The following is a 14,690-nucleotide window of genomic DNA, read 5'->3' on the forward strand; positions in this document are numbered from 1 at the left end:
GCGGCACAGATTTCCGCGTCAACGGGCAAGCGCTGGGTCCATAGCGCGCCATGCCGTTGCGATGGCTTCGAGGGCCTCTTGCCCCTCCGGAATGGCCCGTCTCTTCGATACGAAGCCATGGATCTGTCCGGGCCAGGTCCGGGTCGTTGCCTTCGCCTCGGCGCTGAGCCGCTCGGCATAAGCGGCCCCTTCGTCGAACAGCACGTCATGTCCGGCAAGGATCACGAGAGCCGGCGCCACGCCTGCCAGCGACGCTACGTTAAGCGGCGAGGCTCGCCAGTCCGACCGGCTCGCGGCGTCCGGCAGATAGTGGTCTCGGAACCATTTCATCGCCGCGGCCGTCAGGCCGAAATCCTCTTGGTAACGTGAGTAGCTGTCGCTAGTCTGCGACTGGTCGGTCACCGGATAGATCAGCACCTGTCCGATGACAGCCGGCACCCGTCCGTCCCGCGCCAGCAGGGCGACGACGGCGGCCAGATTGCCGCCGGCGCTATCGCCAGCGACGACAACCCGCAAGGGATCGATGCCGAGGGCATCCGCCTGCTCCGTCATCCAGACGAGTGCGGCGGCGCAGTCGTCAATGGCAGCGGGAAAGGGGTGTTCCGGAGCCAGGCGATAGTCGGGCGAAACCACGACGGCGCCTGCCATATTGGCAAGCGTCCGGCAGATGTCCTCATGGGTTTCCGGCGCGCCGATCACAAAACCGCCGCCATGGAGATAAAGCAAGGCCGGCGCGCCCTGCCGCGGCGCAGCGCGGCCGCGCCATATCTTCAACCTGATTGCGCCTGCATGCCTTTCCAGGGTCTCGACCACGTCTTCGGGCGGCCGTTGAATGTCTGCGAAACTATCCAGATATTGCTGCCGCGCCAGCGCCGGCGTGCAGCCTTCGACCGGCGTTTGCGGATCGCCAGGCCATGCAAGCGCGCGTTTGGCGGATTCATCCAGTTGTGTCATTTGAGCAAACTCCTCGCTTCGTCTTCCCGCAATTCCCTCGGCTGCGCGACGGTACCCGAAATGGTCTGCGCGATACCGGTTTCGCCGGCACGCAGGATCGCTTCCATGACTTCGAGCACGTGCAGCGCCAGATCGCCTGAAGCGCGCGGCGCACGTCCTTCGATGATTGCGCGTGCGAGATCGGCAAGGCCAAGCATGCGATAGTTGGCACGGTCCGGCGCTGCGATCGGCCAATTGACGGCACCGAAGAGTTCGCCTGATGTGTCCGTTTCCTGCCAGGGCGCGCCGCGGCCGGAGAGCGCGACGGAGCCGCCGAAATTGTCGGGGTCGGGCAGGCGCAGCGAGCCTTCGGTTCCGTGGAGTTCGATGGGGTGGTTGGAATGGCGGAATACGTCCCAGGAGGTGCCGAAGGTGACTGTCGCACCGCACTCGAATTCCAGCAGCGACAGCACGCTGGTCGGCGTGCCGACCTTGAACGTCGTGCCCTGCTTCGGTCCCTCCGCCGTGATGAGCCGCTCTTCCTGCCCGCTTGTGGCGACGGCCTGCACACGGCGGATTGGCCCCATCAGATTGACCATCGTCGTGAGATAGTAGGGGCCCATATCCATCAGCGGGCCTGCGCCGGCCTGGTAATAAAAGCTGGGATCCGGATGCCAGTGCTCCATGCCGCGCCCCATCATGAAGGCTGTCCCGGTCACCGGCTTGCCGATGGCGCCGGCTTCCATCTGCCGCCGGGCATGGCGTCCGGCCGCGCCGAGGAACGTGTCTGGCGCCGAGCCAAGCATGAGGCCCTTCGCCGCGGCGGCATCCACCAAGCTGCGTCCTTCGGCGGCCGTGATGCCGAGCGGCTTCTCCGTGAAGACATGCTTGCCCGCCGACAGAGCCCGCATCGAAACGTCAAAATGCGCAGCCGGGATCGTCAGATTGAGGACGAGGTCGATGCTGTTGTCGTCAATGAGGCTATCGACGTCAGTCGCGCGCAGATTGAACTCCGCCGCGCGACGCTTGGCGGCGTCTGCGTTGAGGTCTGCGCAGGCGGTGATTTCGACGCCGCAAAACAGCGGCGCGTTGCGCATATAGGCGAGCGAAATATTGCCGCATCCCACCACGCCGATCCTGAGTTTCATACCATTGGTCTGTGCCATCTAAGAACCTGATTTGCCGGTGCGGCGCGGAGAGTGGAGGATGTTAGTGTTTTAAGCGCAAGCAATAAATTATATTGACGCACGGTAACATTTGACCGTACGTAATGACAAGACGCTGGGAGGCGTCGCAATCTCCGATGACGAGCCTGCCGTCCCAGTTTCGGCCGCCTCTCCCGCGGAAGGGGCTTTCGGCAAGGCCGGCGAAGCTTCCGAGGATTGCGTGCGCGCTGCCGGCTTCGGGTATCGGCTGTCGTCAACGGATGGGTCAGGACCAAGATATGAAAAATGCTGAGCTGCAGATCGGCTGCCAGACATTCACCTGGGAGATGCTGGGGACAGATTGGGGCGGCGGTCCGGACGATCTGGTGCGCGCCATTGCCGATGGCGGATATGCCGGTATCGAAATCACCGACACGATGATTGGTCACTACGCGCTCAAGCCCACCGACTTTGCCCGTACGCTGACGGATGCCGGCTTGACGCTGGTCTCCTTTGCCTTCGGCTCCGCCAGTGGCTTCACGGTGGCGGAAAAGATTGACTCCGATCTCGACACGGCGCGGCGATGGGTCGATTTCGCGGCGCATTTTCCCGGTGCATTGGTGTCCATGGGATCGGCGACGGTTGTCTCGGATGGCCTGCGCGATGAGAAATTCGCCATTGCGGCCGAGTGCTACAATCGTGCGACCGAGATCGGACAGTCGGCTAGCGTCACTGTAGCTGTCCATCCTTCCTCGCATCACAACACGCTGCTCTTCACGCGGAACGACTATGATCAGCTGTTTGCTCTCTTGGATCCACAAGTGGGTTGGGTGCCGGATACCGGCCATATCCTGCGTGGCGGCCAGCCGATCGACGACACGCTGGTGGCCCACCGGGACCGGATCCGTTACGTGCACCTGAAGGATGTCGACGCCGGCGGGACTTGGGCGATGCTCGGCCAAGGTGTCTGCGACGTGCCTGCCGTGATTTCGGCCGTTCGGGATGCGCCGAAGTTTATCGGCTGGATTGTGGTCGAGGAAGAATCGGACCATGCCGCAACCGATCCTGCTGCCGCCGTTCGCACGAACCGCGAGACGCTTCGATGTCTGGGCTTCTAGCCCATCTAGTGTTCCCCCGTGTCGGCCGAAGCCACTGGTCTGCGCCGAAGCGTCGCCCCGATCTCTTCCAAAGTGGAGAGGTTGACTGCAGGTCACGCGTAGCGAACCTCCACGCCCAGCTTGTCCAGCCGGTGGCGAATGTTGTGCGGCATGTTGCTGTCCGTGATGATCATGTCGACGCGCGACAGCGAGAAGGCTTTGGAGGAGGCGCCGATGTCGAATTTGCTCGAATCCGCCACGAGGACGACACGCCGGGCCATGCGAACGAGGTTGCGCTTGGTCCGCGCCACGTCCTCAGAAACATCGACGACGTCAAACGCCTGATCGATCGCGTGGGCGCCGACAAAGGCCTGGTGGGCGACGAGGCCGCCGACCGCCCTGTCGGAATCTTGTACGATCGTGCTCACGGTGCTGGGAAATACGCGGCCGCCGATCATGTGTACGTCGAGCCCTGGCCGGTACATCAGATGCTGGGCGATGTTCATCGCCGTTGTCGCAACCACGACGTTGTTGACCGCTGGCATCTGCATGGCCACCTGCAGCAGGGTCGAACCGCTGTCGAAGACGATCGACTGGTTATCGATGATCTGTCGCGCAGCCATCTGGGCGATGCGTCGCTTTGCATCGAAATTGCGCTGCATGCGTTCCTCGAAGGCCGCTGCCGGCGAGTCGGACGGCAGGGCGATTGCCCCGCCATGTGTTTTGATCAGCTGTTTCTTGGCGTCCATGATTTCGAGGTCGGAGCGGATCGTCACTTCCGAGACTTCGAAGAATTCCGCCAGCTGACGGGTGCGTGCCTGACCGACCCGTTGAAGTTCCAGCATGATCTGCTGCCGCCTCTGTTCTGCAAGCATGTGTGATCCCGACCGCCGTTATTTGCAACAATGCGACTTTTGAAAAACGAAAGTTCGCCATCTCATCCCACGTCTATTGCTGCAGAAATAGCCGTTCAATGGCAGAAATGCACGCCTAAAATTCAGCATTCATGTAAAAACGAAAGAAATCGAAATATTGAATGTTTGTTTGTTTTCGAGTTAGGGTTTTGCCAGCATCGGCGCCAGCAATCGCAAAGGCTGCCATCACAAAGGAAGTATCGCCATGGGTCTCGGAATCAAAATCCGCCTCGCACGCCTGTTCTCGAACCCATCGGGTCATCTGTTCGGGGGTGCCGTCGATCATTTTGTCGGTTATGGCAATGTGCGTGAGGGCGGGCTTGCCGACCTGCCGGGCGCGCTCAGACGCGTCATGGCGGGAGGCCCCGACTATATCAGCATCCAGCCTGGCGCGGCGCGCCACTTGTGGTCGGAATATGCCGGAAAGGCAGCGCTCGTCATTCAGGGTGGTTGCTTCACCGCCGACGACCGCATTCGTCAGCTCATTGCGACTCCGGAAGACGCGGTGCGTTACGGTGCTGACGCTCTGGCTGTCGCCATCCCCGTGCGCGGCGCTACCGAAGGAGAGTATATCCGCTGGCTCACCGATACGGTCAACGCCGCCGCCCGCTTCGAGATGCCGGTCGTCGCCCACGTCTATCCCCGCGATTTCTCCGACGGCGGCAAGATCGTGTTCACCCCGGATGAAATCGCTTACGCCGTGCGCATCGGCTTCGAGGCCGGCGTCGACGTGATCAAGGTCGGCTACACCGGCGATTTCGAGTCCTTCCGCGAGACCGTTGCGACTTGCCCGATTCCGGTCGTGATCGCTGGCGGCCCGAAGACCGATACGCTGCTTGGGGCGCTCGTCCAGACGTCGGAAGCACTGCGCGCTGGGGCCAAAGGCGCGGTCGTCGGTCGCAACCTCTGGGGTCACGGCGATACGACCATGGCCGCACGCGCCTTCAAATTCGTCATTCATAAGGGGATGACGCCGGAGGATGCTCTGGCGGCGGCCGGTGCCTGAGACGTGTCGCGCCCTTTCCAGGTTCTGGGCTTCGGCGCCCTGGCCATCGATGACATCATCTATGTCGATCGGGGGCTGACGGCCGGCAAAGGGAAGGTGACGAAACGCGCCACGGACCATGGCGGCAACGTGGCGACGGCCCTTGTTGCCGTCGCCCGGCTTGGCGGGCGCGCCGGCTTCATCGGCTGGCTCGGCGATGAGCGGGCGGCCGACGTGGCGGGCAGCGAGCTCGAGCGAGACGGCGTCGACATATCGCTGGCTCCCCGCCACGCGGATGCCGCGCCGATCCGCTCCGTGATCACGGTCGGTCCCGACGGCGACCGGTTCATCGCTTATGACGATGATGTGCTGCACGGCACGTCGGATGCGCTGCCCGACGAGGTTTTGATGCGGGCCCCGGTACTGCTGATCGATGGTTATGCCACGCACTCCGAAAGTGTCGTGGCGCGCGCACGCGCTTTGGGCCTTGCCGTGATAGCCGATATCGAATGGACGGTCGGTGCCGCGACCGACCGGATCCTGGCTTTTGCCGACCACCTGGTGCTGCCGCTCGCCTTCGGGAAGGAATACACCGGCGAAGGTGATCCCACGATGATCCTGGACAAGCTTTGGTCAAAGGATCGGTCCGCGGTTGTCCTCACCGATGGCGAACGAGGAACTTACCTGCGCCAGAAAGGCGATGCCACCCGGTGGCATGTGCCGGCCTATCAGGTTCAAGCAATCGACACGACCGGCGCCGGGGATTGTTTTCACGGTGCCTACGCCCTTGCCCTCGCTAGGGGTAAGAGCCCGCTTGATTGCACTGCCTATGCCGCGGCGGCTGCCGCCATTTCCGTGACTGCACGGGGAGGGCGCAGAGGCCTGCCAGATCACCAGACGTGCCTGACATGGATGGCGGCGGAGAATGCGCCCGCGCCGCTCCCGATTCCCGGATGTCAAGAATGAGCACGGGCGGCGATGGGTGCCGGCTCCGGTCGACCGCCCGAGCAGAGCCTCAGGGCTGAAGTGTCATTGAATCGCATTGAGCGAACTCTCAACGGCTGAAACGTCGATCATAAAAGTTACGCGCGGTAAAAAATATAATTCCGCAGTTTATTTTTCATTTATCGTAGAAGTTTGATAGTTTTCAAATAGATATGAAAAACATCTGGTGATCTGTGGCGAATTATCCCTCGATTCTTTGGTTGACTTTTAGGTCCAGGCCTGAGCTTTCTTGTCGAAAGGATCGGAGACGTCGGGAGCGCCGTTGGAAGATGTGATCCGAACTGGTACGGGAGGACGAGACGTGGCTGTGGTTGTACTCGACAAAATCTGCAAGACCTATGGAAACAGCTACCATGCGATCAAGGATCTGAGCCTGACGATCCATGATGGCGAGTTTCTGATACTGGTCGGGCCGTCCGGATGCGGAAAGTCGACCGCTCTGCGCATGATTGCCGGGCTCGAGGAAATCAGCAGCGGAACATTGAGCATCGGCGGTCAGGACGTCGTGGATCTCGCGCCCAAGGACCGGGACATTGCCATGGTCTTTCAGAGTTATGCGCTTTATCCGCATATGACCGTCTTCGACAACATCGCCTTTTCGATGAAGCTGGCCGGAAAGAACAAGGCCGAACGCACCAAGCGCGTGCACGAGATCGCCAAGATCCTGCAGCTGGAGCCCTTGCTGGGCAACAAGCCCGCGCAGCTCTCCGGCGGCCAGCGCCAGCGTGTTGCGATGGGCCGCGCCATGGTCCGCGAGCCTGCAGCATTCCTCATGGACGAACCGCTCTCGAACCTCGATGCGAAGCTGCGTGTTCAGATGCGGGCAGAGATCGCAAGCCTGCAGAGACAGCTGGGCGTGACGACGATCTACGTGACCCATGACCAGACCGAAGCGCTGACCATGGGCGATCGGGTCGCAGTGCTGAAGGGCGGTGTACTTCAGCAGGTGGATACGCCCAAGGCTCTGTATCACCGCCCGGTCAATGCGTTTGTCGCGGGCTTTATCGGTTCGCCGTCGATGAACCTTTTCGAAGGGCGTCTGTCGAGCGGGCGGATCCATCTGCCGGGCTTCTCCATTCCCTTATCCGGCGGCGCCTTCGAGCGTGCCCCCGGTCTATCCGCTTTCGAGGGAAAGGACGTGATCTTTGGGGTCAGGCCCGAGGACCTCTACGACAGCCGGTTGCCGTCTGGAGCTTCCCATCCGACGATCCCGGTTGTCGTGAAGTCGATCGAGGAGCTCGGCTCCGAGTTGATCGTGCATTTGAAGATCGACGCGGTCCGGATCGACTCGGGCGATCCCGACGCCGTTGAGGACCTGAGCGGGGCCGCCAACGCCGTCGCGCGGTTCGAAGCGGTCAGCGCGGTCGAGACGGGCCAATCGATCGATCTGGCCATCGACCCGGCGAAACTTCACTTTTTCAATCCTCAAACACATATGGCGCTGTGAAGTGACGAGGGAGAGCCGACACGCCGGTGGCGGTCCGGCCAGAAGACGTCGGCAACGTTCGATGTCTTGAACGCATTCCATCCGACGCCGAAACCAGCATTCATCTTCAATATCCGATCCAAAGGGCTTATCGATGCCAGCAAAACAGGAACGACGTCTCCGCATCGGCGTATTGGGCGCGGGCCAGATTGCCCAGGCCGCGCATTTCGAGAGCTGCACGAAGGCAGCCAATGCTGACCTCTATGCGATTTGCGACGTTGCCGAAGATCTCCGCGAACGGATGGCCATCACCCACGGGGCGGAAAAAACCTATGACGACTACGACAAGATGCTGGCCGATCCCGACCTCGATGCCGTGGTCATCGCGACCGCCGATGCCTTTCACGTCCCGGCCTCCATTCGCGCCCTTCAGGCAGGAAAACATGTCCTCTGCGAAAAACCGGTCGGCGTCACCATCGAGGAATGCCTTAAACTGAAGGCTGTGGTCGACAAGTCGGGGAAGGTGTTTCAGGTCGGGCATATGAAGCGTTTCGACGCTGGGCTCCAGGCCGCCAAATCCTTCATCCGCGATGAAATGGGCGAGATGGTTGCTCTGAAAGCATGGTATTGCGACAGCACGCACCGCTATCCGATGACCGATGCGGTCCAGCCTCTGATCGTCACCAGCGCCAATGCGAAGAAACCCTCCACCAATCCGAAAGCCGACCTGCGGCGCTACTACATGCTTGCGCATGGTTGCCATCTGATCGACACGGCACGGTATTTCGCCGGCGACATCGTCTCCGTCAACGCGCGTCTGTCCGAGCGCGCCGGTATCTGGTGCTGGTTCGTGGACGTGGAATTTGCCTCCGGCACGCTCGGCCATCTCGATCTCACCGTCCAGGTGCGCATGGACTGGCACGAAGGCTTTCAGATCTACGGCAAGAACGGCAGCATTTTGGGCAAGACCTATAACCCGTGGTACTACAAGACCAGCGAGGTGGACATTTTCCGGGAGGCGGACGGCGCCACCCATCGCATTCTCGGTGCCGACGGCCATTTCTATCGCCGCCAGGTCGAGGGCTTTGCCCGCACCATTCTGGATGGCGCGGTGATGGAAGGCGCCGATATCGATGATGGCCTGGCATCCGTACGGGCCATGGTCGCCGTTGCGCGCTCCGTCGAAAGCGGCAAGGCGGTTGCGCTGTCCGACGTCACGGGCGGCGTGTGATGAAGCTCGGCATCTTCGCAAAGACCTTCGAGGGAACGGACCCCTTGACCGTTCTCAATTCGGTCGCTGGCGCCGGGTTCACCTGCGCACAATACAATATGGCTTGCTCAGGCCTTCCGCCGATGCCGGAGATCATCACGGAAGCCCAGGCCCGCGCAGTCGGTGAAGCGGCGCGCGAGAGCGGCGTCGAAATCGTTGCTGTTTCCGGCACTTTCAACATGATCCATCCGGACCCCGCCGTGCGCGAGGTCGGCCTTCGCAGACTGGCAACGCTGGCTGAGCGCTGTGCCGACATGTCGACGAGCTTGATCACGCTCTGCACCGGCACACGCGACCCCGTCGATCAGTGGAAGGCGCATGCCGACAACGACACGCCGGAGGCCTGGCAGGATCTCCTCGGGGCCATGGGCGCGGCCATCGAGATCGCCGAGCGCTATGATGTCGATCTCGGCATCGAGCCCGAGCTTGCCAATGTCGTCAACTCGGCTGAGAAAGCCTATCGGCTGATCGCGGCACTGAAGAGCCCCCGCATCAAGATCGTGCTCGATCCGGCCAATCTCTTTGAGGTCGCGACGCTCGATGAGCAGCGGAGCATTGTCTCTTCCGCCATCGACCTTCTGGCCGATTGGATCGTCATGGCGCATGCGAAAGATCGCAATCCGGACGGCAGTTTCGCGACCGCCGGCAAGGGTGTCCTCGACTGCGCGCATTATCTCGGCCGTCTCAAGGCGATTGGCTTTAAGGGCAGTCTTATCACGCACGGTCTTTCGGCCTCGGAGGCGGCCGGTGCGGCAACCTTCCTGAGGAATAGCCTCGACGGTAATTTTGCGGAGGCTGGCAGATGAGACGGGCGCAGCCATTCGAAACCAGCGACGGGACCATTCTCAATGTCGATATGGCGGGCGAGGGCGCGTCCGTCATGTTCCAGCACGGTCTATGCGGCGACGCGGCGCAGACCGCTGAGGTCTTTCCGCTCGACGCAGGTTTTCGCCGGCTCACGATCGAGGCGCGCGGCCACGGCTATTCCCAAGCCGGCAAACTGGAGCAGCTGTCGATCGCGACCTTCTGCGATGATATCGCCGCCTATATCGAAAAGAACCTTACGCCGCCGATCGTGATCGGCGGCATCTCGATGGGGGCGGCGATCGCCTTGCGTCTCGCGGTCATGCGCCCCGATCTTGTCAAGGCTCTGATCATCGCAAGGCCGGCCTGGCTGACGGCAGCTGCGCCGGAGAACATGGCACCCAACGCCGAAGTCGGGCGGCTTCTGAAAACTCTGCCACTGGGGCCGGCAAGGACCGCATTCCTTGCCGGGCCGTTGGGTGTGCGGCTCGCCGCCGAGGCGCCGGACAATCTGGCCTCGCTCGCCGGTTTTTTCTCCCGCACACCTTTGGATGTGACCGCCGAGCTGCTTACCAGGATTTCCAATGATGGTCCTGATGTGAGCGACGAGGAGGTCGGCAATCTCACCTTGCCGACGCTGGTTATCGGTCATGATCGGGACAGCATTCATCCTATTGGCTACGCGCATGCTCTTGCCGAGCGGATTGCCGGCGCGCGTTTGGTGCAGATCACATCGAAGACCGAGAGCCGCCCGCAATACGTCGCCGACTTCCGGCTTGCCATGGGCAATTTTCTGAAGGAGCTCTGAAACAATGACACCCCCCTCCAAGACCTGGATCGCCGATCTTCCGAAGGATCGCCTGATTGCCGAATTCTCCGTCTGGTCGGCCGATCTCGTACGTCTGGCGGATGATCTGGCGCGCGTCGATCCTCACGTCGACATTCTCCACATCGATGTCGCCGATGGCCATTTCGCACCGGCCATGTTGTTTTTCCCTGATCTCGTTGCCGGCGTGCGCAAAGTGTCCTCGCGCCCGATCCACGTTCACCTGATGGTCGCCGACAGCATCCTCTTGTCGCAGATCGAGCAGTTCGCCGATGCCGGCAGCGACCTGATCAGTCTTCATATTGAAAACGAAAGCGTCGCCGCCGAGGCGCTCGATCTTCTCGATCGCCGCGGCGTCGCAGCCGGCATGGTGCTCAAGGTAGGCACTCCTGTCGAACGCGTCGAGAAATATGCGTCCCGGCTGCGCTTTGTGACGCTGCTCGGCACGGCGATCGGCGTGAAGGGCCAGGGCCTCGACGAGAAGGCCGGCGCGCGGCTTCAGCAGGCAAAGCAAATCATCGCCGGTTGCGGCGCGGCGCATCGGATCGTGCTGGCGGCCGACGGCGGTATTCGCGAGCACACCGTGCCTCTTCTGCGCCAGTCAGGTGCGGAAACGGTTGTCCTCGGTTCCCTGGCTTTCAATGCGCCATCGCTCGACGAGCGGATGGCATGGGTGCGCGCACTCTAACTCATGGTCTTCACATGCAGCAGATTGCCATTGGAATCGACCTCGGTGGGACGCAGGTGCGCGCTGCCCTCGTCGACGAGCAGGGCAGGATCCTGGCGCGTGCAGCCGAACCGACGGATGCGCTGGCAGGCCCCGACCGGGTGCTCGCCCAAATCTGCGGCTTGACCGATGGACTGCTTGCAGCATCGAACCCTGCCTCGGTAGTGGGCGTCGGCGTATCCGCTCCGGGCCCGCTCGATACGGTCGCCGGTGTCGCCTCGAATATCCCGACCCTCTCCGGCTTTGTCGACTTTCCGCTGAAGGCGGAATTGCAGAAGCGGTTTCCGTTTCCGGTCGACCTCGAGAACGATGCGATTGCCGCTGCCATCGGCGAGTGGCAGTTCGGAGCCGGCAAGGGCCTCGATAATCTGGTCTATGTCACGGTGAGCACCGGCATTGGCGGTGGCGTTGTGTCGGACGGTCGCGTCGTGCGCGGCCGCAAGGGCATGGCAGCCCATGTCGGGCACATGTCGGTCGTGCCGAACGGAGAGCTTTGCCCGTGCGGCAACAGGGGTTGTTTCGAGGCCTACGGATCCGGAACAGCTTTTGCGCGCCGCGCTCAAATGCGGGCGATGGAATCCAGCGGGACGACGATCGGCAGCGATGGCGGCGCCATCGACAGCCGCAGCGTTTTCGCAGCCGCAAGAGATGGCGATCGGCTCGCAAATCAACTGATTGACGAAGAAGCGGAAATTCTCGGTCGCGGCTTCACCAGCCTGATCCATATCTTCAGTCCCGATATCATCGTGATGGGAGGCGGGCTTTCCCACGAGTTCGATCGTCTACAACCCGGCATTCAAGCCTACATCACGCAATGGGCAATGCCGGCATTCAAGGATGTCAGGGTAATGCTGGCCGCATTGGATCAGAACTCGGGCCTGGTCGGCGCAGCGGCTCTGGCGTTTCTGAGCGGCAAGGTTCCTGCGATCGATCAGCTTTAAAAAAGCAGGCCGATCCTGCGTGCGTCGGCAAACGCACTATCGAGAGGTTGCTCTCCGTCAGGGCGGCGGGGCGGTACTTTCCCTCAGGATCAGTTCGACTGGCCACAATTCGTGGATCTCATCGACGGCACGTCCAGCGATAAGCTGTAGCGTTAGCTCAGCGCAGCGCGTGCCCGCGGCACGCATGGACGATCGTGTTGTCGAGAGCGACGGCACCATGCTTTCGGCCGTTAGATATGGGAAGACGTCGTCATGGGCGATGACGGAAACATTCTGCCCCACCGTCATCCCAAGCGAACGGACGGCACGGTAAACACCAAGCGCTGTCATCGTGGAGCCGGCAACGATGGCAGTCGGCGCGTTCGCCCTCTCGAGAAAAGAGCGGGCATGTCGAAAGCCGCTCTCGTCGGAGAATTTATCGCAGACCATTAGGTTGGGATCGGCGACGAGCCCACGTTCCTGATGCGCGACCCGAAAACCCTGCTCGCGATGGATCGAATACGTCTTGCCCCGCAGACCATTGATCATGGCAATGCGCCGATGCCCGAGATCGAGCAGATGTTCGGTGGACCGACGCACGGCATTTTCATTGTCGATATCGAGCCACGCGTGAACGTGCTCGGATTCCGATCGGCCGTGAACCAGGAAAGGCAGGCCTAAGCTGTTCAGCACTCCGATCCGCGGATCCCTCGGGCGAGGCGAATGAATGATCACCGCATCCACCCGGCGGCTTTCGACCAGGCGTCGGTAGGCCTGCATCTCTTCCTCATCATTGTGTGCGGTAATAGGCGTGATGAGAATATCGGTATCGGCCGTTTCCAGGCGCTGTGCCATACCTGACATGAATTCGGCGAAATGGATTTCTCCAGAACGCGCCATCATGACGCCGATCGCTCCGGCTCTCCCGGTCTTTAGTCGCACGGCATTGATATCGGGACGATAGCCAAGCCGCATTGCTTCGCTCGCAACCCTGGCGCGCGTGGCTTCGCTCACCTCGGGATAGCCGCTGAGCGCACGGCTGACCGTCGTCGGAGAGAGCCCAAGCTGCTTTGCAAATTCACGGAGTTTCATCGGATGTCTTCTTTGTCCCGGCAATCAATGGACGAAGCTTTGGCGATGCGCAACGGGCAAGTGTCAGTCCAACGAAAATTGAAATCGGTTTCAATTTTGTTGCTTTGAATCCCTGCTCGCAGGGGTAAAAAATACCGCTACTCACTGTATATCAGTCAAGTTCTCTTCATAATGCAACTGTGGATCGCTAATCTCCGTGGGCTTGACGCCTCTGCGACCTTCTGCAATGGTCTAATCGCCAAATCGATTTCAATTTCTGGGAGGAGATCATGAAAAAATTTGCTTTGGGCTTGTCCGCGCTCGGAATCGCCATCGCGGCCGCCGGCCCGATCCGCGCTGCCGAAATTTCCTTTGCCGCCAACACTACGGGAAAAAACGTAGAATTCTTGAACAAGCAGCTGGCTATTTTCGAGAAAGATACCGGCAATCAGGTCAAGCTCGTGACCATGCCGTCATCGAGCAGCGAGCAATTTTCGCAATATCGCCTATGGCTTGCTGCTGGAAACAAGGACGTCGATGTCTATCAGACCGATGTCATCTGGGCACCGCAGCTTGCCGACCAGTTCGTCGATCTGAAGGAGGCAGCCAAGGACGTTGTCGGCCAGTTCTTCCCGTCGATCATCGCGTCTCAGACTGTCAATGGCCGGCTTGTGGCGCTGCCGTTGTTTACCGATGCTCCTGCGCTGTTTTACCGAAAGGACCTGCTGGAGAAATATGGGAAACAGCCGCCGAAGACCTGGGACGAGATGGCCGCAACCGCCAAAGAGATTCAGGATAAGGAACGCCAGGCCGGACAGAAGGACCTCTGGGGCTACGTCTTCCAGGGCAATTCCTACGAAGGGCTTACCTGCAACGGACTGGAATGGGTGAAATCGTCGGGCGGCGGCCAGATCGTCGAGCCGGACGGGACGATCTCGATCAACAACGAGAAGGCGGCAGCCGCGCTTGAACGGGCCAAGGGCTGGATCGGCACGATCTCACCGCCAGGGGTGCTCGCATATCAGGAAGAAGAATCGCGCGGCGTCTGGCAGACCGGCAACGCCGTCTTCATGCGCAACTGGCCTTATGCCTATTCTCTCGGAAACGGTGCCGACAGCGCCGTGAAGGGCAAGTTCGACGTGATGACGCTACCGGTTGCAGCCGTCGGCGATAAGCCGTCTTCGACACTTGGCGGCTGGAACCTGGCGGTTTCGAAATATTCCGAAAAGCAGGACGCAGCCATCGCGCTCGTAAAATTCCTGGCGTCGAAGGACGTTCAAAAGGCACGTGCCATCGAACTCTCCAATTTGCCGACCCTGACCGACCTTTATGACGACAAGGATATTGCTGCCGCGCAGCCCTTCATGCCGAACTGGAAACCCATTTTCCAGGACGCGGTGCCACGCCCTTCGGCGACGGCCAAGGTAAAGTACAATGAGGTGTCCTCAAAGTTCTGGACTGCGGTGCACAATACCTTGTCAGGCAGCGGCTCAGCTGCCGAGAACCTCGAGCTTCTTGAAGCCGACCTAACGACCCTCAAAGGCGATGCTTGGTGAGTACTCCGACC

Annotated in this window: 14 protein-coding genes; 10 read left to right on the plus strand and 4 right to left on the minus strand. The window is 61.0% G+C overall.

Annotation, left to right across the window (positions count from 1 at the left end):
- Nucleotides 1–18 precede the first annotated feature (18 nt).
- Together RWK44_RS02285 and RWK44_RS02290 are read right to left on the minus strand one after the other, a co-directional pair.
- Complete coding sequence (locus RWK44_RS02285) at nt 19–954, minus strand: alpha/beta hydrolase (RefSeq protein WP_168280811.1); 936 nt, start codon at nt 952–954, stop codon at nt 19–21.
- Complete coding sequence (locus RWK44_RS02290) at nt 951–2,099, minus strand: Gfo/Idh/MocA family protein (protein ID WP_168280810.1); 1,149 nt, start codon at nt 2,097–2,099, stop codon at nt 951–953. The genes RWK44_RS02285 and RWK44_RS02290 overlap by 4 nt, the downstream gene beginning before the upstream one ends.
- A gap of 278 nt (nt 2,100–2,377) precedes the next feature.
- Between RWK44_RS02290 and RWK44_RS02295 the strand changes: the two genes are divergently transcribed.
- Nucleotides 2,378–3,196 carry a sugar phosphate isomerase/epimerase family protein gene (locus RWK44_RS02295; protein WP_168280808.1) on the plus strand — a complete coding sequence of 273 codons (819 nt, stop codon included), beginning with the start codon at nt 2,378–2,380 and terminating at the stop codon, nt 3,194–3,196.
- Between the two features lie 92 nt (nt 3,197–3,288).
- Here RWK44_RS02295 and RWK44_RS02300 read toward each other — a convergent pair whose 3' ends face one another.
- Nucleotides 3,289–4,050 carry a DeoR/GlpR family DNA-binding transcription regulator gene (locus RWK44_RS02300; protein ID WP_168267378.1) on the minus strand — a complete coding sequence of 254 codons (762 nt, stop codon included), beginning with the start codon at nt 4,048–4,050 and terminating at the stop codon, nt 3,289–3,291.
- A gap of 244 nt (nt 4,051–4,294) precedes the next feature.
- Between RWK44_RS02300 and RWK44_RS02305 the strand changes: the two genes are divergently transcribed.
- The 8 genes from RWK44_RS02305 (at nt 4,295) to RWK44_RS02340 (ending at nt 12,073) form a co-directional block, all read left to right on the plus strand.
- Entirely contained in the window at nt 4,295–5,095 is an 801-nt protein-coding gene (locus RWK44_RS02305; protein WP_168280806.1) for a class I fructose-bisphosphate aldolase, read from the plus strand.
- A gap of 3 nt (nt 5,096–5,098) precedes the next feature.
- Nucleotides 5,099–6,040, plus strand: a complete 942-nt coding sequence (locus RWK44_RS02310; RefSeq protein WP_168280804.1) for a PfkB family carbohydrate kinase — start codon at nt 5,099–5,101, stop codon at nt 6,038–6,040.
- 340 nt (nt 6,041–6,380) lie between these two features.
- Nucleotides 6,381–7,526 (plus strand): ABC transporter ATP-binding protein, encoded by a 1,146-nt coding sequence (locus tag RWK44_RS02315; RefSeq protein ID WP_168280802.1) that lies wholly within the window; start codon nt 6,381–6,383, stop codon nt 7,524–7,526.
- A 133-nt stretch (nt 7,527–7,659) separates the two neighbouring features.
- The gene (locus RWK44_RS02320; RefSeq protein WP_168280800.1) at nt 7,660–8,736 is read left to right on the plus strand and encodes a Gfo/Idh/MocA family protein; all 1,077 of its coding nucleotides are present in this window, start codon (nt 7,660–7,662) and stop codon (nt 8,734–8,736) included.
- A complete protein-coding gene (locus tag RWK44_RS02325) occupies nt 8,736–9,581 on the plus strand; it encodes a sugar phosphate isomerase/epimerase family protein (RefSeq protein ID WP_316028311.1) in 846 nt (281 codons plus the stop codon). Before RWK44_RS02320 ends, RWK44_RS02325 begins: the two co-directional genes overlap by 1 nt.
- The gene (locus RWK44_RS02330) at nt 9,578–10,387 is read left to right on the plus strand and encodes an alpha/beta fold hydrolase (RefSeq protein WP_316028312.1); all 810 of its coding nucleotides are present in this window, start codon (nt 9,578–9,580) and stop codon (nt 10,385–10,387) included. Before RWK44_RS02325 ends, RWK44_RS02330 begins: the two co-directional genes overlap by 4 nt.
- 4 nt (nt 10,388–10,391) lie before the next feature.
- Complete coding sequence (locus RWK44_RS02335) at nt 10,392–11,093, plus strand: ribulose-phosphate 3-epimerase (protein WP_221952250.1); 702 nt, start codon at nt 10,392–10,394, stop codon at nt 11,091–11,093.
- Between the two features lie 14 nt (nt 11,094–11,107).
- Nucleotides 11,108–12,073, plus strand: coding sequence for an ROK family protein (locus tag RWK44_RS02340; protein ID WP_221952298.1), 966 nt, complete (start codon nt 11,108–11,110; stop codon nt 12,071–12,073).
- Nucleotides 12,074–12,130: 57 nt separating this feature from the next.
- Here RWK44_RS02340 and RWK44_RS02345 read toward each other — a convergent pair whose 3' ends face one another.
- Complete coding sequence (locus RWK44_RS02345; protein WP_221952252.1) at nt 12,131–13,144, minus strand: substrate-binding domain-containing protein; 1,014 nt, start codon at nt 13,142–13,144, stop codon at nt 12,131–12,133.
- A gap of 269 nt (nt 13,145–13,413) precedes the next feature.
- Here RWK44_RS02345 and RWK44_RS02350 point away from each other — a divergent pair, with 269 nt between their 5' ends.
- A complete protein-coding gene (locus tag RWK44_RS02350; RefSeq protein ID WP_316028313.1) occupies nt 13,414–14,679 on the plus strand; it encodes an ABC transporter substrate-binding protein in 1,266 nt (421 codons plus the stop codon).
- The last annotated feature ends 11 nt before the right edge of the window (nt 14,680–14,690 follow it).

This window comes from Rhizobium sp. 25PS6, assembly GCF_032464655.1.
In the GTDB taxonomy this organism is placed as follows: Bacteria; Pseudomonadota; Alphaproteobacteria; order Rhizobiales; family Rhizobiaceae; genus Rhizobium; species Rhizobium laguerreae.

Bases quoted from the DNA above. Each gene is read 5' to 3' on its own strand.
- RWK44_RS02285 (WP_168280811.1), bottom strand. From the start codon at position 954: ATGACACAACTGGATGAATCCGCCAAACGCGCGCTTGCATGGCCTGGC.
- RWK44_RS02290 (WP_168280810.1), bottom strand. From the start codon at position 2,099: ATGGCACAGACCAATGGTATGAAACTCAGGATCGGCGTGGTGGGATGC.
- RWK44_RS02295 (WP_168280808.1), top strand. From the start codon at position 2,378: ATGAAAAATGCTGAGCTGCAGATCGGCTGCCAGACATTCACCTGGGAG.
- RWK44_RS02300 (WP_168267378.1), bottom strand. From the start codon at position 4,050: ATGCTTGCAGAACAGAGGCGGCAGCAGATCATGCTGGAACTTCAACGG.
- RWK44_RS02305 (WP_168280806.1), top strand. From the start codon at position 4,295: ATGGGTCTCGGAATCAAAATCCGCCTCGCACGCCTGTTCTCGAACCCA.
- RWK44_RS02320 (WP_168280800.1), top strand. From the start codon at position 7,660: ATGCCAGCAAAACAGGAACGACGTCTCCGCATCGGCGTATTGGGCGCG.
- RWK44_RS02325 (WP_316028311.1), top strand. From the start codon at position 8,736: ATGAAGCTCGGCATCTTCGCAAAGACCTTCGAGGGAACGGACCCCTTG.
- RWK44_RS02330 (WP_316028312.1), top strand. From the start codon at position 9,578: ATGAGACGGGCGCAGCCATTCGAAACCAGCGACGGGACCATTCTCAAT.
- RWK44_RS02335 (WP_221952250.1), top strand. From the start codon at position 10,392: ATGACACCCCCCTCCAAGACCTGGATCGCCGATCTTCCGAAGGATCGC.
- RWK44_RS02340 (WP_221952298.1), top strand. From the start codon at position 11,108: ATGCAGCAGATTGCCATTGGAATCGACCTCGGTGGGACGCAGGTGCGC.
- RWK44_RS02345 (WP_221952252.1), bottom strand. From the start codon at position 13,144: ATGAAACTCCGTGAATTTGCAAAGCAGCTTGGGCTCTCTCCGACGACG.
- RWK44_RS02350 (WP_316028313.1), top strand. From the start codon at position 13,414: ATGAAAAAATTTGCTTTGGGCTTGTCCGCGCTCGGAATCGCCATCGCG.